Below are 24,536 nucleotides of genomic sequence, written 5' to 3'. Positions count from 1 at the left end.
GCCGGCGGGGCTGATCCCTTCAGCCCCGCCGGCGTTTCGGGCGCGGGGCCCGGGACGAAGCCCCGAACCCCGCGGCCGGTGCTACAGCGTCGAGCGCAGCCACTGCTCCACGCTCGCCACATGCACCGTCGCCCAGGCCCGAGCGGCCTCCGCGTCCCGGTCCCGCAGCGCCGACACGATCGCCCGGTGCTCATGCAGGGTGCGGCTCACCGCGTCCTCCTGGGTCAGACCGCGCCAGACCCGGGCCCGCGTCGTCGGCCCCGAAAGACCGTCGAGCAGCGAGCAGAGCACCGAGTTGCCCGACGACTGCACGATGCCGCGGTGGAACTCCAGATCGCAGGCCACCAGCTCCTCGACCGAGGGGCGGCTGCCCAGGGCGTCCAGCTGGGAGCTCAGCAGATCCAGCTGCTCCTCGGTGATCCGGCTCGCCGCCATGGCGGTCGCGGCCGGCTCCAGGATCCGGCGGACCGCCAGGAACTCCAGCACCGTGTCGTCGCGGTGGAAGTCCACCACGAAGCTCAGCGCCTCCAGCAGCAACTGCGGATCCAGGCTGGTGACATACGTGCCGTCGCCCTGGCGCACGTCGAGAATGCGGATCAGCGACAGGGCGCGCACCGCCTCCCGCAGCGAGTTGCGGGACAGACCGAGCTCCGCGGCGAGTTCGCTCTCCTTGGGGAGACGATCGCCGGGCCGTAGCGCACCCGAGACGATCATTCCCTTGATCTTCTCGATGGCCTCGTCAGTGACAGCCATGGGCGACCTCCAGACATCCGATGTATCGCCCTATTATGCGTCCCCGGGGGCGGCCGGTGCGCCCTTCGGGGCAACCTGTGCGACAGCGCTCCCGCGGTGCGGGGCGTTTCGGCCGGTTCCGTACGGCGGAGTCCGAAAGCGTCCGCCGGCGGCGGGCACGTACGGGAGGGGGCGGCGTCCATGGATGGACACCGCCCCCTCCCGGCGCGTCAGCTCCTGCGGTCGCCGAGCACGGACTCGACGCCGGCCCGGATCTCGTCCGTGGCCAGACCCCGGATCGTCAGCGTCGTCCGGCGCCGCAGCACGTCGTCCGCCGTCTCGGCCCACTCGTGGTCGCGCGCGTAGGCGACCTGCGCCCAGATCTCCGGCGCGTCCGGATGGATGCGCTCGGCGAGCACCGGGTTCTCGTTGGCCATCCGGGCGATGTCGAAGGACAGCGAACCGTAGTGCGTGGCCAGGTGCCGTGCCGTGTCGGCGGACATCCGCGGTCCCGGGGTGCCGCCGTCGACCAGCAGCCGGTGCGCGACCGCGTTCGGGTTGGCGATACCGGGCAGCGGGAGCTTCTTCGGCAGCCGGGCCATCGGCTCCATGTCCTCGGCCAGCGGGTGCCCGGGGAGCGCGGCCAGCTTGTTCATCACCGTACGGCCGATGTGGCGGAACGTCGTCCACTTGCCGCCGGCCACCGACAGCATCCCGCCGCGGCCCTCCGTCACGACGGTCTCGCGCTTGGCCTTGGCGGTGCCGCCGGGACCTCCGGGCAGTACCCGCAGACCCGCGAAGGAGTACGTGATCAGATCGCGTGACAGCTGCTGGTCCCGGACCGAGAACGCCGCCTCGTCCAGGATCTGCGCGGTGTCCTTCTCGGTGACCGCGACATCCGCCGGATCGCCCTCGTACTCCTCGTCCGTCGTGCCGAGCAGCAGCATGTCCTCCCACGGCAGGGCGAACGTGATCCGGTACTTGTCGATCGGGGTGGCGAGCGCGGCCTTCCACGGGCGGGTGCGCCTGAGCACGAGGTGCGCGCCCTTGGAGAGACGTATGGAGGGCGCCGCGTCCGGGTTCTCCATCTTCCGCAGGTGGTCGACCCACGGCCCGGTGGCGTTGAGCACCAGACGGGCGTTGATCCCGAACTCCGTGCCGTCCACGGAATCCCGCAGCTCGGCACCGGTCACCCGGCCCCTGGTGAAGCGGAGCCCGGTCACGGCGGCATGGTTGAGTACGGCGGCGCCCGCCTCGACGGCCGCGCGGACCGTCATCAGCGCCATCCGCGCGTCGTTCATCTGGTCGTCGCCGTAGACCGCGACGGCCTTCAGGTTGTCGGTGCGCAGCTCCGGCACATCGCGCTGCGCCTTCGCCGGGCTGATCACATGGCCGACGCCGTCACCGAACGCGGAGAGCGCCGAGTACGCGAACACGCCCGCGCCGAGCTTGGCGGCGCCGTGCGGTCCGCCCTTGTAGACCGGCAGGTAGAAGGTGAGCGGGTTGGCGAGGTGCGGTGCGACCTGACGGGACACCGCACGCCGCTCGAAGTGGTTCTCCGCCACCAGCTTCACCGCGCCGGTCTGCAGGTAGCGCAGGCCGCCGTGGAGCAGCTTGGAGGAGGCGGAGGAGGTGGCGCCGGCGAAGTCACCGGCGTCCACCAGAGCCACCCGCAGCCCGGACTGCGCGGCGTGCCAGGCGGTGGAGATGCCCAGGATGCCGCCGCCGATCACCAGGAGGTCGTACGTCGCCTTGGAAAGCTGCTCCCGGGTCTCGGCGCGGCTCGGGAGGGAGCCGGAGGCCGGATGCGTCCCGAGGGCGGGGACGCTCTGCAGGGTGGTCATGTTCTCTACTCCTCGTCTTCGAGCCAGCCCATGGTCCGTTCCACGGCCTTGAGCCAGCTCTTGTACTCGCGGTCGCGGGTGTCCGCGTCCATGCGGGGGGTCCACTCGGCGGCCCGGCGCCAGTTGGCGCGCAGCGCGTCGGTGTCCGGCCAGAAGCCGACGGCCAGGCCGGCGGCGTAGGCGGCGCCGAGGCAGGTGGTCTCGGCGACCATGGGCCGCACCACGGGTGCGTCCAGGAAGTCGGCGAGCGTCTGCATCAGCAGGTTGTTGGAGGTCATGCCGCCGTCGACCTTGAGCGCGGTCAGCTCGACGCCGGAGTCCTTGGTCATGGCGTCGCTGATCTCGCGGGTCTGCCAGGCGGTGGCCTCCAGCACGGCACGGGCGATGTGCGCCTTGGTGACGTAGCGGGTGAGGCCGGCGATGACGCCGCGGGCGTCGGGGCGCCAGTACGGGGCGAACAGGCCGGAGAAGGCGGGCACGAAGTACGCGCCGCCGTTGTCCTCGACCGACGAGGCCAGGGTCTCGATCTCGGCGGCGGACTGGATCAGGCCCATCTGGTCGCGCATCCACTGCACCAGCGAACCGGTGACGGCGATCGACCCCTCCAGGGCGTACACCGGCTTCTGGTCGCCGATCTGGTAGCCGACCGTGGTCAGCAGCCCGTTGTAGGAGTTGACGGGCGTCTCGCCGGTGTTCAGCAGCATGAAGGTGCCGGTGCCGTACGTGGACTTGGCCTCGCCCTCGGCGAAACACGTCTGGCCGAACAGCGCGGCCTGCTGGTCACCGAGCGCGGAGGCGACCGGCACCCCGTCGAGCACGCCGCCCTTGGCATGGCCGTACACCTCGGCCGAGGACCGGATCTCGGGCAGCACCGCGGCCGGAATGCCGATGGACGCGAGGATCTTGTCGTCCCAGGCCATCTTGTGCAGGTTCATCAGGAGTGTGCGCGAGGCGTTGGTGACGTCGGTGACGTGCACGCCGCCCTCGGTGCCGCCGGTCAGGTTCCAGATGACCCAGGAGTCCATGGTGCCGAAGAGGATGTCGCCGCGCTCGGCGCGCTCGCGCAGACCCTCGACGTTGTCGAGCAGCCAGCGGACCTTGGGCCCGGCGAAGTACGAGGCGAGCGGCAGTCCGGTCTCGCGGCGGAAGCGGTCCTGGCCCACATTGCGGCCGAGTTCCTTGCAGAGCGCGTCGGTGCGGGTGTCCTGCCAGACGAGGGCGTTGTGGACGGGCTCACCGGTGTTCTTGTCCCACATAAGAGTGGTCTCGCGCTGGTTGGTGATGCCGATCGCCTTCACGTCGGCGGCGGTGATGCCCGCCTTGACGATGGCGCTCGCCACGACCTCCTGGACGTTCTCCCAGATCTCGGTCGCGTTGTGCTCGACCCAGCCCGGCTTCGGGAAGATCTGCTCGTGCTCCTTCTGGTCGACGGAGACGATCCGGCCGTCCTTGTCGAAGACGATGCAGCGGCTGGAGGTGGTGCCCTGGTCGATGGCCGCGATGAACGGCCCGGTTCCGTGGGTGCCGGTGGTAGGTGCGTCGGTCACGGTGTGCTCCCGGAGGTCTGTGAGGTCTTGGGGTTACGGCTCTGGGCTCTGTGGTTCAGGCGAAGGCGAGGTTGTAGAGCCCGCCCGCGAGCGCGCCGCCGATGAGGGGGCCGACGACCGGGATCCAGGCGTAGCCCCAGTCGGAACCGCCCTTGTTCGGCAGCGGAAGCAGCGCGTGCACGATCCGCGGACCGAGGTCGCGGACCGGGTTGATCGCGTAGCCCGTCGGGCCGCCGAGCGAGAGGCCGATGGCGACGACGACCAGGGCGGTGATCAGGGCGCCGAGCGTGCCGAGGCCGTTGCCGTTGTCGTTGAGGCCCTGGGTGAGGATCGCCAGGACCAGCACGACCGTGGCGATGACCTCGGTGACGACGTTCTGCACGACGTTGCGGATCTCGGGGCCCGTCGAGAAGACGCCGAGCACCGGTCCGGCCTTGGGGGCCGCCGCCGGGTCGACCATGCCCTCTTCACTCTTGTGGTCGCTCAGGACCTTCGGATCCGTCAGATGCGCCCGGAACTGTCCGTAGTAGGTCAGCCAGACCAGGACCGCGCCGATCATCGCGCCGAGAAGCTGGGAGGCGAGGTAGAGCGGTACGTCGCTCCACTTGGTGCCGCCCTCGATCGCGAGACCGATGGTGACGGCCGGGTTGAGATGCGCGCCGGAAACGCCGCCGGCCATATATGCGCCGGTCAGGACCGCGAAACCCCAACCGAAAGTGATCGCGAGCCAGCCGGCGTTCTGCGCCTTCGAGTGCTTCAGCGTGACGGCGGCACAGACACCGGCGCCGAGCAGGATGAGTACGGCGGTACCGATGGTCTCGCCGATGAAGATGTCGGAGCTGGACACCCGCGACTCCTTTGTCCTTCGTCCAGGAAGCCGAACCCCGGGTCCCTCCGGTGGTCCGCGCCCTCAGGTGAGGGCGATACCGGCCCTTGGCACTGTCACACCCTAACTCTTGTTTCCGTTAAGTGTTCGGCAATGCCGACCGATGAACGGCAGTGTTTCTCCCAGGTGAATGAGCCGTCAAGGGGTCTGTGGCCTACAACTCGATTGAGCCGCTCGTCACCGGTGATTCCGCGGGGGACTCAGAAGCGCCTGGCGCCCAGGTCCCGGGAGACCGCACGGGCGCAGTCCCGTACCGCCGCTATCAGGTCGGGCCGCAGCTCGCCGTCCGTGCGGACCCGCTCCACCGCGCCGGTCACGGCCACGGCGCCGACCGGCATCCGGCGCCGGTCGTGGATCGGGGCGGCCACCGCGGCCACCCCCTCCCAGGTCTCCTCCATGTCGGCCGCCCAGCCGCGCGCGCGGATCAGGTCGAGCATCGACTCGAACTCCTCCGGATCGGTGACGGTGCGGGGCGTGAAGGACTGCCGCTCGCCCTCCATGGCCTCCGTGTGCGCCACCGGGTCGTAGGCCGCCAGTACCTTGCCCAGGGCCGTTGAGTGCAGTGGCTGCATGGCCCCGACCTCCAGGACCTGCCGGCTGTCGTCGGGCCGGAAGACGTGATGGACGATGAGGACGCCCCGCTGGTGCAGGACGCCCAGATGGACGCTCTCGCCGCTGGAGCGGGCCAGGTCGTCCGTCCAGACCAGCGCGCGGGCCCGCAGCTCGTGGACGTCCAGATAGCTGTTGCCCAGCCGCAGCAGCTCGGCGCCGAGCTGATAGCGGCCGGAGGCGGCGTCCTGCTCGACGAAACCCTCGTGCTGGAGCGTGCGCAGGATGCCGTGTGCGGTGCCCTTGGCCAGGCCCAGCGAGGAGGCGATGTCGGAGAGTCCCAGTCGCCGCTCGCCGCCCGCCAGCAGCCGCAGCATCGCGGCCGCCCGCTCGAGCGACTGGATGTTCTTGGCCATCGCGCCGTACTCCTCCACTGTGGTTCGACAATGCTGAACAGTATCGGTCCATGCCGACCCGTGCTCGATCGCAGGGGAATTCCGCGGCACCCCGCCGGTCCCGTCGGCCCCCTGAACAGCATGCAGTCCGATTCGTGGGACAGAGTGACGGCCCGGGACGCAGCCCGGCTACCCTGGCCAGGTGCGCCTTCCGCCGAAGCCGCAAAGCCGACAGCCGTCGCATCCCAGGGAGTACATCCATGGCCTCGTCGCCGACCCCTTCCGCCGACAGCCGGACCCGATCCGCAGCCCTCCGCGAGGCGCTCGCCACCCGGGTGGTGGTGGCCGATGGTGCGATGGGCACCATGCTCCAGGCGCAGGACCCCACGCTCGAGGACTTCGAGAATCTCGAAGGCTGCAACGAGATCCTGAACCTCACCCGCCCCGACATCGTGCGTTCCGTGCACGAGGAGTACTTCGCGGTCGGTGTGGACTGCGTGGAGACGAACACCTTCGGTGCCAACACCGCGGCGTTGGGCGAGTACGACATTCCCGAGCGGGTCCACGAGCTGTCCGAGTCCGGCGCGCGTATCGCCCGCGAGGTCGCCGACGAGTTCACCGCCTCCACCGGACAGCAGCGCTGGGTACTCGGCTCCATGGGCCCCGGGACGAAGCTGCCGACACTCGGCCACGCTCCGTACGTGAAGCTCCGTGACGGATTCCAGCAGAACGCGGAGGGGCTGATCGCGGGCGGCGCGGACGCGCTCATCGTCGAGACGACCCAGGACCTGCTGCAGACCAAGGCCGGCATCCTGGGCGCGCGGCGCGCGCTGGAGGCCCTGGGCAGCGACCTGCCGCTGCTGGTCTCGCTGGCCTTCGAGACGACCGGGACGATGCTGCTCGGCTCGGAGATCGGTGCTGCCCTGACGGCCCTGGAGCCGCTCGGCGTCGACATGATCGGCCTGAACTGCTCGACCGGGCCGGCCGAGATGAGCGAGCACCTGCGCTACCTCACGCGCCACTCCCGTATCCCGCTGCTCTGTATGCCCAACGCCGGACTGCCGGTCCTGACCAAGGACGGCGCGCACTTCCCGCTCGGCCCCGAGGGTCTCGCCGACGCCCAGGAGACGTTCGTCCAGGAGTACGGGCTCTCGCTGGTCGGAGGCTGCTGCGGTACGACCCCGGAGCATCTGCGTCAGGTCGTCGACCGGGTCCGCGGCTCGGCCCTGACCGCCCGGGACCCGCGCCCGGAGCCCGGCGCCGCGTCGCTTTACCAGACCGTCCCGTTCCGCCAGGACACCTCGTACCTCGCGATCGGTGAGCGTACGAACGCCAACGGGTCGAAGAAGTTCCGTGAGGCGATGCTGGAGGCGCGCTGGGACGACTGTGTGGAGATGGCGCGCGACCAGATCCGTGAGGGTGCGCACATGCTCGACCTCTGCGTCGACTACGTGGGCCGTGACGGGGTCGCGGACATGGAGGAGCTGGCGGGCCGGTTCGCCACCGCCTCCACCCTGCCGATCGTGCTCGACTCCACCGAGCTGCCGGTGCTGCGGGCCGGCCTGGAGAAGCTCGGCGGGCGCGCGGTCCTCAACTCGGTCAACTACGAGGACGGCGACGGACCCGAGTCGCGCTTCGGCCAGGTCACCCGGCTCGCCGCCGAGCACGGCGCGGCCCTGATCGCGCTGACCATCGACGAGGAGGGCCAGGCCCGCACCGTCGAGCACAAGGTCGCCATCGCGGAGCGCCTCATCGCGGACCTGACCGGCAACTGGGGCATCCAGGAGTCGGACATTCTCATCGACTGCCTCACCTTCACCATCTGCACCGGCCAGGAGGAGTCGCGGGGCGATGGCATCGCGACGATCGGGGCGATCCGCGAGCTGAAGAAGCGCCACCCCGACGTCCAGACCACGCTCGGGCTGTCGAACATCTCCTTCGGGCTCAATCCGGCCGCCCGCGTCGTGCTCAACTCGGTCTTCCTCGACGAGTGCGTCAAGGCCGGACTCGACTCCGCGATCGTGCACGCGTCGAAGATCCTGCCGATCGCCCGGCTGGAGGAGGAGCAGGCGAAGGTCGCCCTCGACCTGATCTACGACCGCCGCTCCGAGGGCTACGACCCCCTGCAGAAGCTCATGGCGCTCTTCGAGGGCGTCAACATGAAGTCGATGAAGGCGGGCAGGGCCGAGGAACTCCTCGCACTGCCGCTCGACGAGCGCCTCCAGCGCCGCATCATCGACGGCGAGAAGAACGGCCTGGAGGCCGACCTCGACGAGGCGCTCCGGAGCCGCCCGGCCCTCGACATCGTCAACGACACCCTGCTGGAGGGCATGAAGGTCGTCGGTGAACTCTTCGGTTCGGGCCAGATGCAGCTGCCGTTCGTGCTCCAGTCCGCCGAGGTCATGAAGACCGCGGTGGCCCACCTGGAACCGCACATGGAGAAGTCGGACGCCGAGGGCAAGGGCACCATCGTGCTGGCCACCGTCCGCGGCGACGTCCACGACATCGGCAAGAACCTCGTCGACATCATCCTGTCGAACAACGGGTTCAACGTCGTCAACATCGGCATCAAGCAGCCCGTCTCCGCGATCCTGGACGCCGCCGAGGAACACCGGGCCGACGTCATCGGCATGTCCGGCCTCCTGGTCAAGTCCACCGTGATCATGAAGGAGAACCTCCAGGAGCTGAACCAGCGCAAGCTGGCCGCCGACTACCCGGTGATCCTCGGCGGCGCCGCCCTCACCCGTGCCTACGTGGAGCAGGACCTGCACGAGATCTACGAGGGCGAGGTCCGCTACGCCCGCGACGCCTTCGAGGGCCTGCGGCTGATGGACGCGCTCATCGCGGTCAAGCGCGGCGTCCCGGGCGCCACCCTCCCCGAACTCAAGCAGCGCCGGGTGCCCAAGCGCGACACGCCCGCACCTGAGGCCGAGGAGACCCAGGAGGGCGTCCGCTCCGACGTGGCCGTCGACAACCCGGTCCCCACCCCGCCGTTCTGGGGCACCCGGGTCGTCAAGGGCATCCAGCTCAAGGAGTACGCCTCCTGGCTCGACGAAGGAGCCCTCTTCAAGGGCCAATGGGGCCTCAAGCAGGCCCGCGCCGGTGACGGACCGACGTACGAGGAACTGGCCGAGACCGAGGGCCGCCCGCACCTGCGTGGCTGGCTGGACAAGCTGCACACGGAGAACCTGCTGGAGGCCGCCGTCGTCTACGGCTACTTCCCCTGCGTCTCCAAGGGCGACGACCTGATCCTGCTGCACGAGGACGGCTCGGAGCGCACCCGCTTCACCTTCCCGCGCCAGCGCCGCGGCCGCCGCCTGTGCCTCGCGGACTTCTTCCGTCCGGAGGAGTCCGGCGAGACGGACGTGATCGGCCTCCAGGTCGTCACCGTCGGCTCGAAGATCGGCGGCGAGACCGCCAAGCTCTTCGAGGCCAACGCCTACCGCGACTACCTGGAGCTGCACGGGCTCTCCGTCCAGCTGGCCGAGGCGCTCGCCGAGTACTGGCACGCCCGCGTCCGCTCGGAGCTGGGCTTCGCCGGCGAGGACCCGGCCGAGGTCGAGGACATGTTCGCGCTGAAGTACCGGGGCGCGCGCTTCTCCCTGGGCTACGGCGCCTGCCCGGATCTGGAGGACCGGGCGAAGATCGCCGACCTGCTCCAGCCCGAGCGGATCGGGGTGCACCTCTCCGAGGAGTTCCAGCTCCACCCCGAGCAGTCCACCGACGCGATCGTCATCCACCACCCCGAAGCGAAGTACTTCAACGCGCGGTAAGACGCCGTTCAACGCGCGGTAGCGGGACGAGTCGTACACTGGTCGGTCCAGTGCAGGCCGGTCGCCCTCCCTCCGGGGAGCGGTGGCCGGCCTTCTCGCCCCTCATGAAAGGTGTGCCGGATGACCAGTACGATTTCCGCGTCCCTGACCCGTACGGCCGAGGGTGCGGCCCTGCAGGCCGTGTTTCTCGACATGGACGGCACCCTGGTGGACACCGAGGGGTTCTGGTGGGACGTCGAGGTGGAGGTCTTCGCGGACCTCGGGCACCGGCTGGACGAGGCGTGGCGGGACGTGGTGGTCGGCGGCCCGATGACCCGCAGCGCCGGGTACCTGATCGACTCCACCGGTGCCGACATCACGCTCCCCGAGCTGACCGTGCTGCTCAACGACCGCTTCGAGAAGCGCATCGGCCTTGGTGTGCCGCTGATGCCGGGCGTGGCCCGGCTGCTCGCCGAACTGGGCAGGCACGAGATCCCCACCGCTCTGGTCTCGGCCTCGCACCGGCGGATCATCGACCGGGTGCTGGACTCCGTGGGCCACCACCATTTCGCGCTGACCGTCGCGGGCGACGAGGTCACCCGGACGAAGCCGCACCCGGAGCCGTATCTCACCGCGGCGAGCGGCTTCGGGGCCGACCCGCGGCTCTGTGCGGTCATCGAGGACACCGCGACCGGGGTGGCCGCGGCGGAGGCGGCCGGATGCCGGGTGGTCGCCGTGCCGTCGGTGTCACCGATCGCGCCCGCCGCCGGCCGGGTCGTCGTGAGTTCCCTCGAAGAAGTCGATCTCGCATTTCTCAGGGGTCTGGTCACGGGAATGCATTGAGCCGCACACCGAGAGTGCTGCTGTGAATGAACAGAAAAACTCTCGGCGTCGGACCGTGCTTATTCTGTCGCGCTCATGTGTAAGCGAGTCGGGTGCATGTCAATACCTGAAAGTGTTCACCGAGACGTTATTGAGTGACCTTCATCACCCGTTTGGTCGCCAATATGTTCGCGGGATTCGCCGGGCTGTCCGTTTTGGCGTACCCAAGTGTCCCGGTTCATGAATCCCTGTACGAATAATTCCGGTATCTCGGAATGGGCTCGTCATGCATTCCCGTCGCCATCCGATTACGCACCGGGCTCCACGGGTCCGGCCATGCCGATGGGGCCTACTAATGTCGTTTTCTCCATGACCGGATGAGGGAGAACGTCCAGGATGAACCGCAAGACACTGGTGCTGCCGGCCGTCGTCGGCCTGCTCGCGCCCGTACTCGCCGCCTGCGGTGCGTCGGACGGTGGGAGCGACGGCAGCGACGCCATCGTTGTCGGCACCACGGACCAGTTCGTCGCCTCGAAGGACGCTCCCGCACCGCTCGACCCCGCCATCGGCTACGAGGCGGGCGTCTGGAACGTACTGCGGCAGACCGTGCAGACGCTGATGCACGTCCCGCGCGGCGGCGGCGAGCCGGTGCCCGAGGCCGCCGAGAGCTGCGCCTTCACGGACACGGCGAACGAGAGCTACCGCTGCAAGCTGCGCAGCGGCCTGGAATTCGCCGACGGCAGCGCGGTCACCGCCGAGGACGTCAAGTACTCCATCGACCGCGTCATCCGGATCAAGTCCACCAATGGGCCCGTCGCCCTGCTCGACAACATCGACACCGTCGAGACCAAGGGCGACCGCGAGGTCGTATTCCACCTCCGGACCTCGGACGCGACCTTCCCCTACAAGCTCGCCACCCCGCCCGCCGGAATAATCCAGCCGGGCACATACCCGGCGACCTCCCCGCGCAACGGATTCCAGGTGGACGGCTCCGGTCCGTACACGATGAAGCCGGAAGTGAAGAACGATCAGGTCGTGAAAGTCGTCTTCACGAGGAATCCCCATTACAAGGGGGATCTCAAGGTGCTGAACGACAAGGTCGAACTGGATCTCTTCCCGGACGCCACCGCCATGGGCAAGGCGCTCGACAAGAAGAAGATCGACATGATGACCCGCACCATGTCGCCGAAGCAGTCGCAGGAGATGCTGGAGCACCCCCGGGACGGCATCAAGCTGACCGAGATGCCCGGCCTCGCCATCAGCTACCTCGGATTCGACACCAACGACCCCGCCGTGAAGAACAAGGCGGTCCGCCAGGCCATGGCCCAGGTCATCGACCGGGGCCAGATCGCGAGCGAGGTGTACGGCACCACGGCCGAACCGCTGTACTCACTGATCCCGTCCAGCATCGCCGGGCACACCAACTCGTTCTTCAACAAGTACGGCGAGCCCAGCACGGCCAAGGCCGCCGCGACACTGAAGGACGCAGGGATCCGCACCCCGGTGAAGTTCACGCTGCACTACACGAGCGACCACTACGGCGACGCGACCGCGACCGAGTTCAGGACACTGCGCAAGCAGCTCAACGACACGGGCCTGTTCGACGTGACCGTCCAGGGCACTCCCTGGGCGAAGTACCGCCCGGCCGAACTGCGCGGCGAGTACGCCGTCTACGGCATGGGCTGGTTCCCCGACTTCCCGGACCCGGACAACTACACGGCGCCGTTCCTCGGCAGTAACAACTTCCTCAACTCGCCCTACGAGTCGTCCGCCGCCCAGGAGACGCTCATCCCGCGGTCCCGCCGCGAGGCCGACCGCAGCGTCGCGGCCAGGACCTTCAAGCAGCTCCAGGACATCGTCGCGCAGGACGTGCCGGTGCTCCCGGTCTGGCAGGGCAAGCAGTACGTCGCCTCCCGCGAAAGCCTCACCGGCGTGGAGTGGGCGGTCAACTCCTCCGCCGACCTCCAGCTCTGGGAGCTCGGCCACGGCGCAAGCTGAGCGCCGGACGCGGCAACAGCTCGGTCAGCGGCGCCGGCCGGCCACCGCTGACCCGGCCCCGGAACCCGGCCGGGTCACTGGGCGCCGGGGCGCACCAGCCCGCTCTCGTAGGCGTAGACGGCCGCCTGCACCCGGTCGCGCAGCCCGAGCTTCGTCAGGACATGGCCCACATGCGTCTTGACCGTCGTCTCGCTGACGAAGAGATCGGCGGCGATCTCCGCATTCGACAGCCCGCGCGCCACCAGCTTCAGGACCTCCACCTCGCGGTCCGTCAGCGTGTTCAGCGCGTCCGGCACCGGCTCCTCGCCGGACGGCAGATGGTCCGCGTACTTGTCCAGCAGCCGGCGCGTGATACTCGGAGCCAGCATCGCCTCGCCGCCCGCGACCACCCGGATCGCCTGCACCAGCTCATTGGCCGGGGCGTCCTTCAGCAGGAAGCCGCTGGCACCGGCGCGCAGCGCCTCCACCACGTACTCGTCGAGATCGAACGTGGTGAGCACCAGCACCTTCGCCGGACCGTCCCGGCCGGGACCGGTGATCTGACGCGTCGCCTCGACACCGTCCATCCGCGGCATCCGGATGTCCATCAGCACCACATCGGGCTGCAGCGCCCGCACCTGGTCGAGAGCCTGGAGACCGTCACCGGCCTCGCCCACCACCGCGAGATCACCCTCCGCCTCCAGAATCATCCGGAAGCCGGTGCGCAGCAGCGGTTGGTCATCGACCAGTAGGACGCGGATTGCCACGGTTCTCCTTAAGGTCCTTCGAGGGCCACAGGCCGGCCGGCCTCAGCACGGACCGGGTCCATTCTGCCCTGGGCGTCCTGCCCCGGTTCCGCCGGGCGTACCGACAGCGGATAGACCGGGGGAGTGCCACCGAATTCGGGACAGAGCGCCTGATGGTCGCACCAGCCGCACAGCTTCGTCGGCCGCGGCCGCCACTCGCCGGTCTCCGTGGCCAGCGAGATCGCCTCCCAGAGGGCCAGCAGCTTGCGCTCCACCCGCTCCAGGTCCGCCACCACCGGGTCGTACGTCATCACGTCCCCGCTGCCGAGATAGACCAGCTGGAGCCGGCGCGGCACCACGCCCTTCAGCCGCCAGATGACCAGCGCGTAGAACTTCATCTGGAAGAGGGCACCCTCCGCGTACTCCGGACGCGGCGCCTTCCCCGTCTTGTAGTCGACGATCCGGACATCGCCCGTCGGCGTCACGTCGATCCGGTCGATCACCCCGCGCAGCCGCAGCCCCGAATCCAGCTCCGTCTCGACGAACAGCTCCCGCTCGGCGGGCTCCAGCCGCGTCGGATCCTCCAGCGAGAACCAGCGCTCCACGAGCCGCTCCGCCTCCGACAGCCAGCGCGAGAGCCGCTCGCCCTGCGGATCCTCGGCGAACAGCTCCGACAGCTCCGGCCTGGACTCCAGCAGCCGGTCCCACTGCGCCGGGATCAGCGCCGTGGCCCGGCCGGGCGTCCGCTCCGTCGCCGGGTTGTCGAAGAGCCGCTCCAGCACCGCATGGACCAGCGTCCCCCGGGTAGCCGCCTCACTGGGCTTCTGGGGCAGTTTGTCGATGACCCGGAATCGGTACAGCAGGGGACACTGCATGAAGTCGCTCGCCCGCGACGGGGAAAGGGACGAGGGCGGCTGAGGCAGCCGCGGCACTGAGGTCATGACGAAGACCCTACGACCCGCTACTGACAACAACCGGCATACCATCGACCACAGACCCCCGAACACTGCATGATCGTGCCGGACGGCACCGACCGAAGGGACCTCGTGGACGAGAGCGGCAACAGCGGGCGGCCGCAGCCCGGCGCAGGGGGAACGGACCCCGGCGCCGGCCCCGACAAGGGCAAACCGGGGCGCCGCGACGAGCCCGGCGGCGGCATCCTCATGGGCCGCCCCTTCGGGGTGCCGGTCTACGTCGCCCCGAGCTGGTTCCTCGTCGCGGCCCTGATCACCTGGGTCTTCGGCGGCCAGCTCGACCGGGTCCTGCCCGGCCTCGGCGCGGCACGCTACCTCGTCGCCCTCTTCTTCGCCATCGCGTTCTACGCCTCCGTGCTCGTCCATGAACTCGCGCACACGGTGGTCGCGCTGCACTACAAGCTCCCGGTGCGCCGCATCCAGCTCCAGTTCTTCGGCGGCGTCTCCGAGATCGAGAAGGAATCCGAGACCCCCGGCCGCGAATTCCTCCTCGCCTTCGTAGGCCCGCTGCTCTCCCTCGTCCTGGCCGGCGTCTTCTACATCCCGCTGAACTTCGTCGAGCGCGGCACCGTCCCCGGTGTGCTGCTCGGCGGGCTGATGATCTCCAACCTCATCGTCGCCGTCTTCAACCTGCTGCCCGGCCTCCCGCTCGACGGCGGGCGGATGCTCCGCGCCGTCGTCTGGAAGATCACCGGCCGCCCGATGAGCGGCACCGTCGCCGCCGCCTGGGTCGGCCGCGCCCTCGCCGTCACCACCCTCATCGGCCTTCCCCTCCTCACCCGGACCGGGTCGTTCGGGAACAACCCCGACGACCTCGGCGGCATGGACACGGTCATCGACGCCCTGCTCGCCGCGGTCCTCGCCGCCATCATCTGGACCGGCGCGGGCAACAGCCTGCGCATGGCCCGGCTGCGCGAGCACCTCCCCGACCTGCGCGCCCGCGCCCTCACCCGGCGCGCGGTACCGGTCGAGGCGGCCACCCCGCTCTCCGAGGCGCTGCGCCGGGCCAACGAGGCGGGCGCCCGCGCCCTCGTCGTCGTCGACGGAAACGGCGAACCCAAGGCCGTCGTCCGCGAGGCCGCCATCGTCTCCGTCCCCGAACACCGCCGCCCCTGGGTCGCCGTCGGCGGCCTCGCCCAGGACCTCACCGACGGCATGAAGGTCTCCGCCGAACTGGCCGGCGAAGCCCTCCTGGACCGGCTCAAGGCCAGCCCCGCCACCGAGTACCTCGTCGTCGAGGACACCGGCGAGATCTACGGGGTGCTGTCCACGGCCGACGTGGAACGGGCGTTCGTCGCCGCCATGGCCCGGCCCGCCGCCTGAGCCCCTGGGCCGTGTGCGTACAGGCGGTCGGAGCGCACGGAAACACCGGTACGCTGGTCACATGTCTGAACCGACCGGTGCCGCCCGCCGACGTGGGCCCTTCAAGGTCGGGGACCAGGTCCAGCTCACCGATCCCAAGGGACGCCACTACACCTTCACGCTCGAAGCCGGAAAGAACTTCCACACCCACAAGGGTTCTTTCTCGCACGACGAGCTGATCGGTGCTCCCGAGGGCAGTGTTGTCCGTACCACGGGGAACGTCGTCTATCTCGCGCTGCGCCCCCTGCTCCCCGACTACGTCCTGTCCATGCCCCGCGGCGCCGCCGTGGTCTACCCCAAGGACGCGGGGCAGATCCTGGCCTTCGGCGACATCTTCCCCGGCGCCCGTGTCGTGGAGGCCGGCGTGGGATCCGGCGCCCTCTCCACCTTCCTGCTCCGCGCCATCGGCGAGCAGGGGATGCTGCACTCCTACGAGCGCCGCGAGGACTTCGCCGAGATCGCCACACAGAACGTCGAGCGCTACTTCGGCAGTCCGCACCCCGCCTGGGAGCTCACCGTCGGCGACCTCCAGGACAACCTGACGGACACCGACGTCGACCGCGTCGTCCTGGACATGCTCGCGCCCTGGGAGTGCCTGGACGCCGTCTCCAAGGCGCTCGTCCCCGGCGGCATCCTCTGCGCGTACGTGGCGACCACCACCCAGCTCTCCCGGACGGTCGAGTCCATCCGTGAGATCGGCTGCTTCGCGGAACCGCAGCCCTGGGAGTCGATGATCCGCAACTGGCACGTCGAGGGTCTCGCCGTCCGCCCGGACCACCGGATGATCGGACACACCGGCTTCCTCGTCACCGCCCGCCGGCTGGCCGACGGGGTCCAGGCCCCGCCGCGCCGCCGCCGCCCCTCCAAGGGGGCCTACGGCGACGACTACGACGGCCCGGGCAGCAAGAGCGGCCCCGCCCGCGACTGACCCGCGCAACGCACCGGCGCCGCGGCCGAGTTCCCGGACAGACCCGGGAACTCGGCTGCGGCGCCTTTTCGTTGTACCCGTTGCCCGCGCACCGGGCACACAATCCGCAAGGACCCCACCGTTCCGCTGATGTGTGAGGTGTGGCACGATGCTGGCCACCCCCCACCCGGCCGCCGACGGCACTGCCCTCTCAGGCATTCCGCACCAAAGGAACCACAGGAGACATCCCGCGTGCAGACCTCCGCGCTCCCGGACCTCGCGCACACCGAGACGACGACGATGCACTGGCTCGCCACCGCGGCGGCCATGGCCGCCGTTGTCGCGGCAGCCGGCCTGCTCCAGCCCGACACGGCCGCCTCGGCCTCCACCACGCCCCGCCGCACCGCGGTGCAGCACGGCGCGGCGGCCGTCCCCCCGCCCGATCCGGCCCGCGCGGTGTTCCCACTGGAATGCGGCGGCGTCGGCAACACGGTCGCCAAACAGGTTCCCGGCGACCTCGACGGCGACGGCCGTCCGGAAACCGTCGCGGTGGTCCACTGCGCGGCCGGATCCGGTACCCCGCCCAGTGGCGTCTACGTCCTCACACAGGGAAGCGGGGCCGCACCCAGGATCGTCGCGACCCTGGTGGACCCCGCCCAGAAGATGAGCGTCGGCGACTTCACGGTGCGTGACGGCGTCGTCTCCGCCACGCTCCTCGGCTATTCCTCGCCCGCGATCCCGTCCTGCTGCCCCGACCAGCAGGAGAAGGTCACCTGGCAATGGCAGAACGGGGCCTTCGTACGGAGCAGCCTGTCCGGCGACTCCGCCGACGGCAGCGCCTGACCGGTCACTCCGCGCAGCCGCCGGCCCGGGGGCCGGCGGGTCAGGCGGCCTCGGGACCGAAGACCTCGACCCTGTCCGAAACGCGTCGTACGTGAATGCAGTCGCCCGGGCACTCCTTGGCCGAGTCGACCACGTCCTGGAGGAGTGGCAGCGGCACCGGGGTGGTCGCCCCCTTGTCCTGCAGCAGCTCGTCGCCGTCGCTCTTCACATAGGCGAGTCCGTCGATGTCCAGCTCGAAGACCTCGGGCGCGTACTGCACGCAGATGCCGTCCCCCGTGCAGAGGTCCTGGTCGATCCAGACCTCCAGGTCCTGCGTCTCGCTGCCGGTGGGAGCGTCCTGCTGCACGGTCATTTCGCCTGCCGTTTCCTGCGTATCCGAACCAAAAAAAGCCAGCCCTGACGGGTGTTGAACACTTCGACGATACAACCGGCCGCTTTCCGATGTTGAAGGGTGGGTATTCCCCTGACACGAGGGAGAGCGCAAGGGTGAAGATCGGACACACCCCACAGTCTTTGTGATCTAGGGGTTTCAATCATCACCCACCCAGGTAGGGTCAGGAAGCGTCCAGCTCCCCTTGGAGGAGGTGAGGACCGTGGCAGCCCACGACGACGACATCAACCGCGGCATCCGGCCCGGGCGGGGGTCCGATGACCCAGCCGGCCAGGTCGCCTATCTCGAGCAGGAAATCGCCGTCCTGCGACGTAAGCTCGCCGACTCTCCGCGCCATACGAGGATTCTCGAAGAGCGGATCGTCGAGTTCCAGACCAACCTCGCAGGCGTGTCCGCTCAGAACGAGCGGCTCGCCAACACACTCCGCGAGGCCCGCGACCAGATCGTGGCCCTCAAGGAAGAGGTCGACCGGCTGGCACAGCCACCGGCCGGTTTCGGTGTGTTCCTGCAAGGCAACGAGGACGGTACCTGCGACATCTTCACCGGGGGCCGCAAGCTCCGGGTGAACATCAGTCCCAGCGTCGAGCTCGATGACCTCCGGCGCGGCCAGGAAGTCATGCTCAACGAAGCGCTCAACGTGGTCGACGCCATGGAATTCGAGCGCGCCGGGGACATCGTCACCCTCAAGGAGATCCTTGAGGACGGCGAACGAGCCCTGGTGGTCGGGCACACCGACGAGGAACGGGTGGTGCGGCTCGCCGAGCCGTTGCTGGACATCACCATCCGGCCCGGCGACGCCCTGCTGCTCGAACCCAGGTCCGGCTACGTCTACGAAGTCGTTCCCAAGAGCGAGGTCGAAGAGCTCGTCCTCGAAGAAGTCCCGGACATCGACTACGACAAGATCGGCGGACTGGGCGACCAGATCGAGCTGATCCGCGACGCGGTCGAGCTCCCCTATCTGCACCCAGACCTCTTCAGGGAGCACGAGCTGCGGCCGCCGAAGGGCATCCTGCTCTACGGCCCGCCCGGCTGCGGCAAGACACTCATTGCCAAGGCCGTCGCCAACTCCCTGGCGAAGAAGGTCGCGGAAGTCACCGGTCAGCCCACCGGCAAGAGCTACTTCCTCAACATCAAGGGTCCCGAGCTCCTCAACAAGTACGTCGGTGAGACCGAGCGCCACATCCGCCTGGTCTTCCAGCGTGCCCGCGAGAAGGCGAGTGAGGGCACCCCCGTCATCGTCTTCTTCGACGAGATGGAGTCCCTCTTCCGTACCCGGGGATCCGGCGTCAGCTCGGACGTGGAGAACACCATCGTCCCCCAGCTGCTCGCCGAGATCGACGGTGTCGAGGGCCTGGAGAACGTCATCGTCATCGGCGCCTCCAACCGCGAGGACATGATCGACCCCGCGATCCTGCGACCGGGCCGTCTCGATGTGAAGATCAAGATCGAGCGTCCGGACGCGGAGGCCGCGAAGGACATCTTCGCGAAGTACCTCACGCCTTCGCTGCCCCTGCACGCGGACGATCTCGCCGAGCACACCGGCTCCAAGGAAGCCGCCGCGCACGCCATGATCCAGTCGGTCGTCGAGCGGATGTACACCGAGTCCGAGGAGAACCGCTTCCTCGAGGTCACGTACGCCAACGGCGACAAGGAGGTCCTGTACTTCAAGGACTTCAACTCCGGCGCGATGATCCAGAACATCGTCGACCGGGCCAAGAAGATGGCCATCAAGGCCTTCCTCGACCAGGGCCAGAAGGGCCTTCGCGTCTCCCATCTCCTCCAGGCCTGTGTGGACGAGTTCAAGGAGAACGAGGACCTGCCGAACACCACCAACCCGGACGACTGGGCCAGGATCTCCGGCAAGAAGGGTGAGCGGATCGTCTTCATCCGCACACTCGTCACCGGAAAGCAGGGCGCGGACACCGGGCGGTCCATCGACACGGTGGCAAACACCGGGCAGTACCTGTAGAACGCAGACCGGCTGCGGATGCCCGGCCGGGCATCCGCAGCCGGTTGCTTTCCGGACAGCTCCGACGACACCGCAGCAATGACGTAATTGATCTCCCCACCAGCACAGAGGCGCTCTAGGCTCTTGCGTACCGCCCGGTCGCGCAGTGCGGGTACGGGCAAACCGCGCACGCACCGGACAAGCAGCGGTACTTGAGCGCCGCTCCCGGAAGGGAGCGCCGCCGGGCAAGGAGGGCCGCATGACCGTACGGCGAGTAATGGGCATCGAGACCGAGTACGGGATCTCCGTGCCCGGCCACCCCAACGCCAATGCCATGCTCACCTCGTCCCAGATCGTCAACGCCTACGCGGCGGCGATGCACCGGGCGCGCCGCGCCCGCTGGGACTTCGAGGAGGAGAACCCGCTGCGTGACGCGCGAGGCTTCGACCTCGCCCGCGAGACCGCCGACTCCAGCCAGCTCACGGACGAGGACATCGGCCTGGCCAATGTCATCCTCACCAACGGGGCACGGCTCTACGTCGACCACGCGCACCCCGAGTACAGCTCCCCGGAGATCACCAACCCCAGGGACGCCGTCCTCTGGGACAAGGCCGGCGAGCGCATCATGGCCGAGGCCGCCGAACGCGCGGCCCAGCTGCCCGGCGCCCAGCCGATCCACCTCTACAAGAACAACACCGACAACAAGGGCGCCTCGTACGGGACGCACGAGAACTATCTGATGAAGCGGGAGACCCCGTTCTCTGACATCGTGCGCCATCTGACCCCGTTCTTCGTCTCGCGCCAGGTCGTCACCGGAGCGGGACGGGTCGGAATCGGCCAGGACGGCCACGAGCACGGCTTCCAGATCAGCCAGCGCGCCGACTACTTCGAGGTCGAGGTCGGCCTGGAGACCACGCTCAAGCGCCCGATCATCAACACCCGCGACGAGCCCCACTCGGACGCCGAGAAGTACCGCCGGCTGCATGTGATCATCGGCGACGCGAATCTCTCGGAGATCTCCACCTATCTCAAGCTGGGCACCACCTCGCTGGTCCTCTCCATGATCGAGGACGGCTTCATCAACGTCGACCTGGCCGTGGACCAGCCGGTGCGCACGCTGCACCAGGTCTCCCACGACCCGGATCTCCAGCAGCTGATCACTCTGCGCAGCGGGCGGACACTCACCGCTGTGCAGCTCCAGATGGAGTACTTCGAGCTCGGCCGCAAGTACGTCGAGGAGCGGTACGGGGCGGACGCCGACGAGCAGACCAGGGACATCCTGATCCGCTGGGAGGACACGCTCAACCGGCTGGAGAACGATCCGATGAGCCTGTCGGGCGAGCTGGACTGGGTCGCCAAGCGGAAGCTCATGGAGGGCTACCGCCAGCGCGACAACCTCGACTGGGACGCGGCCCGCCTGCATCTGGTGGACCTCCAGTACGCCGACGTACGGGCCGAGAAGGGCCTCTACAACCGTCTGGCGGCCCGCGGCAGGATGAAGCGCCTGCTGGACGAGAACGAGGTCGAGCAGGCCCGTACAGCGCCTCCGGAGGACACCAGGGCGTATTTCCGCGGCCGCTGCCTGGACCAGTACGCGGACGACGTCGCGGCGGCCTCCTGGGATTCGGTCATCTTCGATCTTCCGGGTCACGACTCGTTGCAGCGGGTGCCCACCATGGAACCGCTCCGGGGCACCCGTGAGCATGTCAAGGACCTCCTGGACCGCTGTCGTACCGCGGAAGAGCTGGTCCGGGTGCTGTCGGGCGGCTGAAAGGGCCGTCGGCTGGGAATCATTCCGATGACCTCCGGACGTTGAGACAAGTACCGGGCCAATGTCGGACCCCGTAGGTAGGGTCTGATCAAGTGCTTCGAACCGAGCGGGGTGAGCTATATGGCGACCAAGGACACCGGCGGCGGACAGCAGAAGGCGACGCGTTCCACCGAAGGGGCCGAGGAGCAGGCGCAGGAAGCGCAGGCATCCGAGGACCTCAAGGAGCGACAGGAGAAGCTGAGCGACGACGTCGACGACGTTCTCGACGAGATCGACGACGTTCTCGAGGAGAACGCAGAGGATTTCGTTCGCTCATTCGTGCAAAAGGGTGGCGAGTAACCGGCTCGGCGCCGGGACCGGCGACCGGCGTGCGGTGCGGGCGGATGCCCGCACCGCACGCCCCGGGCAGGGGCCGCGCGATCGGTCCGGATGCCTCCGCCACACATGTGGATCACTGCCGTCGGACGGGTAGGGTCCGTGGCATACGGTGCTTCAACTGCAATTCGGCCGTAGGCAAGTTGGGAGATGATCCTGACACCTTGCGCAGGGCCATCGCTTACCTGGAGGGAAACGCGTGGAAGCCAACACTCGTAGCACCGGGCGTCTACCAGCTGCCTTCCTGACGCCCGGGTCCTCTTCCTTCATGGACTTCCTGACCGACCAGTCGCCCGGGATGCTGCCGGGCAATCGGCAGCTGCCGCCCATGAAGGGGGCCATCGAGGCTCCGCACGGGACCACCATCGTCGCGGCGTCGTTCCCCGGCGGCGTGGTTCTGGCCGGTGACCGGCGGGCGACCATGGGCAGCATGATCGCGCAGCGCAACATCGAGAAGGTGTTCCCGGCCGACGAGTACTCGGCGGTCGGTATCGCCGGTACCGCCGGTCTGGCCGTGGAGATGGTCAAGCTCTTCCAGCTGGAGCTGGAGCACTTCGAGAAGGTCGAGGGCGCCCAGCTCTCCCTGGAGGGCAAGGCGAACCGGCTCTCCACGATGATCCGGAGCAATCTGGCGATGGCCATGCAGGGTCTCGCCGTGGTGCCGCTCTTCGCCGGCTACGACGTCGACCGTGAGCGGGGCCGGATCTTCTCGTACGACGTCACCGGAGGCCGTTCCGAGGAGCAGGGGTACGCGTCCACCGGCTCCGGGTCGATCTTTGCCCGCACCTCCATGAAGAAGCTCTACCGCGAGGACCTGACGGAGGAGCAGACACTCACTCTGGTCGTACAGGCCTTGTACGACGCGGCGGACGACGATTCGGCGACCGGCGGTCCCGACGTGGCCCGGCGTATCTATCCGATCATCACCGTCATCACCGACGAGGGTTTCCGGAAGCTGACCGAGACGGAATCCTCCGAGATCGCCCGCTCGATTCTGGAACGACGGCTCGTAGAGCCCGACGGCCCGCGCGCCGAGCTGCTCTGACCGCTCGTTCCGAGGCTTCTTCGATGCTCTTGCCACTGACAGAAAGGGACGGATAGCCGGTGTCGACGCCGTTCTATGTCTCACCTCAGCAGGCCATGGCCGACCGGGCGGAATACGCCCGGAAGGGCATCGCCCGTGGTCGCAGCCTGGTTGTGCTGCAGTACACCGACGGCATTGTGTTCGTCGGCGAGAACCCGTCCCGTGCGCTGCACAAGTTCAGCGAGATCTATGACCGGATCGGTTTCGCCGCCGCCGGTAAGTACAACGAGTACGAGAATCTCCGCATCGGCGGTGTGCGCTATGCCGATCTGCGCGGATACACCTATGACCGTGACGACGTGACGGCCCGTGGACTGGCGAATGTCTACGCGCAGACGCTCGGCACCATCTTCTCCAGTGCGGCCGAGAAGCCGTACGAGGTGGAGCTGGTGGTCGCGGAGGTGGGCGCGGCGGCGGACGGCGACCAGATCTACCGGCTGCCGCACGACGGTTCGATCGTGGACGAGCACGGCTCGGTCGCCGTCGGTGGGAACGCGGAGCAGATCAGCACCTTCCTGGACCAGCGGCACCGTGACGGGATGTCGCTCGCCGAGGCGCTGAAGCTGGCGGTGCAGGCGCTGTCCCGCGATCCCAACGGCAGTGAGCGGGAGATCCCCGCGGAGCGGCTGGAGGTCGCGGTCCTGGACCGCACGAGGCCGCAGCAGCGCAAGTTCAAGCGGATCGTCGGCCGGCAGCTGGCCCGGCTGCTGGAGGCGGACGGCGCCGGCTCGACGCCGACGGACGCCCCCTCGGACACGGAGGACGGCGACGACACCGCCGCGGCGACGACGGGCGCCGGTAAGCCGAGCGGCAAGTCGGGCGAGAAGAAAGCCGCCACCGACTCCACCGATTCCACCGACTCCACCGACTCCAAGGACTCCACCGACTCCAAGGATTCCGGTGGGGACGTGGAGTAGCACGTTCCGCTGTGTGTCCGAGCCCCGGTCCGCCGCTCCGGCGGGCCGGGGCTCTGTCATGAGCGCCGGCCCGTGGGCGGGGGAGCGGACGAGCCTCGGACGACCAGGTGCACCGGCAGGCTGCCGGTTTCGGCCGTGCGTCCCTCCAGAACGGCCAGCAGGGCGCTCATGCCGCGCTCGCCGACCTGCTCGGCCGGCAGCCGCACGGTAGTGAGTTCCGGCTCCACGGCCGTGGCCAGGGCCAGATCGTCGAAGCCCGTCACCGAGAGGTCGTCCGGCACCCGCAGCCCGAGCCGGCGGGCGGCCTTGCAGGCGCCTGCGGCCAGGATGTCGTCGTCGCAGACGATGGCGGTGGGGCGGGGCCCGGGAAGGGCCAGCGCGCGTTCCGCGGCCTCGCGGCCGGCCCGTACGTCCAGCGCCGCCGGCACGGTGCGCACATCGGTGCCGGGCACGCCGCGCAGGGCGTCGTGGACGGCTCCGGCGCGGACCGCGAACGTCCAGGTGTCGATGGCCGAGGCGAGGTGGATGAAACGGCGGTGGCCGAGAGCGAGCAGGTGCTCCGTCACCTGGCGCATCCCGTCGGCGACATCGAGGTTGACCCGGGCCGCCGGACCCGGAGCCGAGGGATCGCTGTCGAGCATGACCAGGGGCAGATCGGCCCCGTGCAGGGCGCCCAGCGCGTCGGCGGCCATGGACGAGGCGATCACCCCGTCG

The 24,536-nt window shown here is 69.0% G+C and carries 20 protein-coding genes and 1 pseudogene; 12 read left to right on the top strand and 9 right to left on the bottom strand.

The genetic code is table 11. The annotated features are described in order from the left end of the window. Window positions 1–81: 81 nt before the first annotated feature. The 5 genes from J1C73_RS04000 to J1C73_RS03980 all read right to left on the bottom strand — a co-directional run bounded on the left by J1C73_RS04000 (window position 82) and on the right by J1C73_RS03980 (window position 5,992). Window positions 82–753 (bottom strand): FadR/GntR family transcriptional regulator, encoded by a 672-nt coding sequence (locus tag J1C73_RS04000; protein ID WP_207315104.1) that lies wholly within the window; start codon window positions 751–753, stop codon window positions 82–84. A gap of 209 nt (window positions 754–962) precedes the next feature. After that, window positions 963–2,576, bottom strand: coding sequence for a glycerol-3-phosphate dehydrogenase/oxidase (locus J1C73_RS03995; RefSeq protein ID WP_207315103.1), 1,614 nt, complete (start codon window positions 2,574–2,576; stop codon window positions 963–965). A gap of 5 nt (window positions 2,577–2,581) precedes the next feature. Continuing rightward, entirely contained in the window at window positions 2,582–4,123 is a 1,542-nt protein-coding gene (gene glpK / locus J1C73_RS03990; RefSeq protein WP_207315102.1) for a glycerol kinase GlpK, read from the bottom strand. A gap of 55 nt (window positions 4,124–4,178) precedes the next feature. Further along, window positions 4,179–4,970, bottom strand: a complete 792-nt coding sequence (locus tag J1C73_RS03985) for an MIP/aquaporin family protein (RefSeq protein ID WP_207315101.1) — start codon at window positions 4,968–4,970, stop codon at window positions 4,179–4,181. 239 nt (window positions 4,971–5,209) lie between these two features. After that, window positions 5,210–5,992: an IclR family transcriptional regulator gene (locus tag J1C73_RS03980; protein ID WP_207315100.1), complete on the bottom strand. Its 783-nt coding sequence runs from the start codon at window positions 5,990–5,992 to the stop codon at window positions 5,210–5,212. A 221-nt stretch (window positions 5,993–6,213) separates the two neighbouring features. Here J1C73_RS03980 and metH point away from each other — a divergent pair, with 221 nt between their 5' ends. From metH to J1C73_RS03965, 3 genes are all read left to right on the top strand, one after another. Beyond that, entirely contained in the window at window positions 6,214–9,726 is a 3,513-nt protein-coding gene (gene metH, locus J1C73_RS03975; RefSeq protein WP_207315099.1) for a methionine synthase, read from the top strand. A gap of 120 nt (window positions 9,727–9,846) precedes the next feature. Next, the gene (locus J1C73_RS03970; protein ID WP_207315098.1) at window positions 9,847–10,548 is read left to right on the top strand and encodes an HAD family hydrolase; all 702 of its coding nucleotides are present in this window, start codon (window positions 9,847–9,849) and stop codon (window positions 10,546–10,548) included. A 375-nt stretch (window positions 10,549–10,923) separates the two neighbouring features. Continuing rightward, window positions 10,924–12,525, top strand: coding sequence for an ABC transporter substrate-binding protein (locus tag J1C73_RS03965; RefSeq protein WP_207315097.1), 1,602 nt, complete (start codon window positions 10,924–10,926; stop codon window positions 12,523–12,525). Window positions 12,526–12,599: 74 nt separating this feature from the next. On the opposite strand, the gene J1C73_RS03960 is transcribed toward J1C73_RS03965, so the two are convergent. Further along, complete coding sequence (locus tag J1C73_RS03960) at window positions 12,600–13,271, bottom strand: response regulator (RefSeq protein WP_123468692.1); 672 nt, start codon at window positions 13,269–13,271, stop codon at window positions 12,600–12,602. 8 nt (window positions 13,272–13,279) lie between these two features. Further along, window positions 13,280–14,125: a RecB family exonuclease gene (locus J1C73_RS03955; RefSeq protein WP_242643688.1), complete on the bottom strand. Its 846-nt coding sequence runs from the start codon at window positions 14,123–14,125 to the stop codon at window positions 13,280–13,282. Between the two features lie 171 nt (window positions 14,126–14,296). Here J1C73_RS03955 and J1C73_RS03950 point away from each other — a divergent pair, with 171 nt between their 5' ends. From J1C73_RS03950 to J1C73_RS03940, 3 genes are all read left to right on the top strand, one after another. After that, window positions 14,297–15,547, top strand: coding sequence for a site-2 protease family protein (locus J1C73_RS03950; protein WP_207315110.1), 1,251 nt, complete (start codon window positions 14,297–14,299; stop codon window positions 15,545–15,547). 61 nt (window positions 15,548–15,608) lie between these two features. Then, window positions 15,609–16,514 (top strand): tRNA (adenine-N1)-methyltransferase, encoded by a 906-nt coding sequence (locus tag J1C73_RS03945; RefSeq protein WP_123468690.1) that lies wholly within the window; start codon window positions 15,609–15,611, stop codon window positions 16,512–16,514. A 231-nt stretch (window positions 16,515–16,745) separates the two neighbouring features. Next, entirely contained in the window at window positions 16,746–17,336 is a 591-nt protein-coding gene (locus tag J1C73_RS03940) for a hypothetical protein (RefSeq protein WP_207315095.1), read from the top strand. 40 nt (window positions 17,337–17,376) lie between these two features. Here J1C73_RS03940 and J1C73_RS03935 read toward each other — a convergent pair whose 3' ends face one another. Next, window positions 17,377–17,688 (bottom strand): ferredoxin, encoded by a 312-nt coding sequence (locus J1C73_RS03935; RefSeq protein ID WP_123468686.1) that lies wholly within the window; start codon window positions 17,686–17,688, stop codon window positions 17,377–17,379. Between the two features lie 241 nt (window positions 17,689–17,929). On the opposite strand from J1C73_RS03935, the gene arc reads away from it, so the two are divergent. The 6 genes and pseudogenes from arc (at window position 17,930) to prcA (ending at window position 23,822) form a co-directional block, all read left to right on the top strand. Next, the gene (arc, locus tag J1C73_RS03930) at window positions 17,930–19,696 is read left to right on the top strand and encodes a proteasome ATPase (protein WP_207315094.1); all 1,767 of its coding nucleotides are present in this window, start codon (window positions 17,930–17,932) and stop codon (window positions 19,694–19,696) included. 238 nt (window positions 19,697–19,934) lie between these two features. Continuing rightward, window positions 19,935–21,446 (top strand): depupylase/deamidase Dop, encoded by a 1,512-nt coding sequence (dop, locus tag J1C73_RS03925; protein WP_185095655.1) that lies wholly within the window; start codon window positions 19,935–19,937, stop codon window positions 21,444–21,446. A 120-nt stretch (window positions 21,447–21,566) separates the two neighbouring features. Then, a complete protein-coding gene (locus J1C73_RS03920) occupies window positions 21,567–21,785 on the top strand; it encodes a ubiquitin-like protein Pup (RefSeq protein WP_123468680.1) in 219 nt (72 codons plus the stop codon). 92 nt (window positions 21,786–21,877) lie between these two features. Beyond that, window positions 21,878–22,069, top strand: a pseudogene (locus J1C73_RS03915) (endonuclease domain-containing protein); the annotation flags it as partial. Then, on the top strand, window positions 22,021–22,866 hold the full coding sequence (gene prcB, locus J1C73_RS03910; protein WP_123468678.1) for a proteasome subunit beta: 846 nt from the start codon (window positions 22,021–22,023) through the stop codon (window positions 22,864–22,866). The pseudogene J1C73_RS03915 and the gene prcB, both read left to right, overlap by 49 nt. Window positions 22,867–22,925: 59 nt before the next feature. Further along, window positions 22,926–23,822 (top strand): proteasome subunit alpha, encoded by an 897-nt coding sequence (prcA, locus tag J1C73_RS03905; RefSeq protein ID WP_207315093.1) that lies wholly within the window; start codon window positions 22,926–22,928, stop codon window positions 23,820–23,822. A gap of 56 nt (window positions 23,823–23,878) precedes the next feature. On the opposite strand, the gene J1C73_RS03900 is transcribed toward prcA, so the two are convergent. Then, window positions 23,879–24,536, bottom strand: a 658-nt coding sequence (locus J1C73_RS03900) for a LacI family DNA-binding transcriptional regulator (RefSeq protein ID WP_207315092.1), incomplete at its 5' end; no start/stop codon positions are given.

The sequence above is a fragment of the Streptomyces laculatispora genome (genome assembly GCF_017353455.1).
Taxonomy (GTDB): Bacteria; Actinomycetota; Actinomycetes; order Streptomycetales; family Streptomycetaceae; genus Streptomyces; species Streptomyces laculatispora.
Note: the sequence above shows the minus strand (reverse complement) of the source record. Positions and strands in the feature narration are given on the sequence as shown.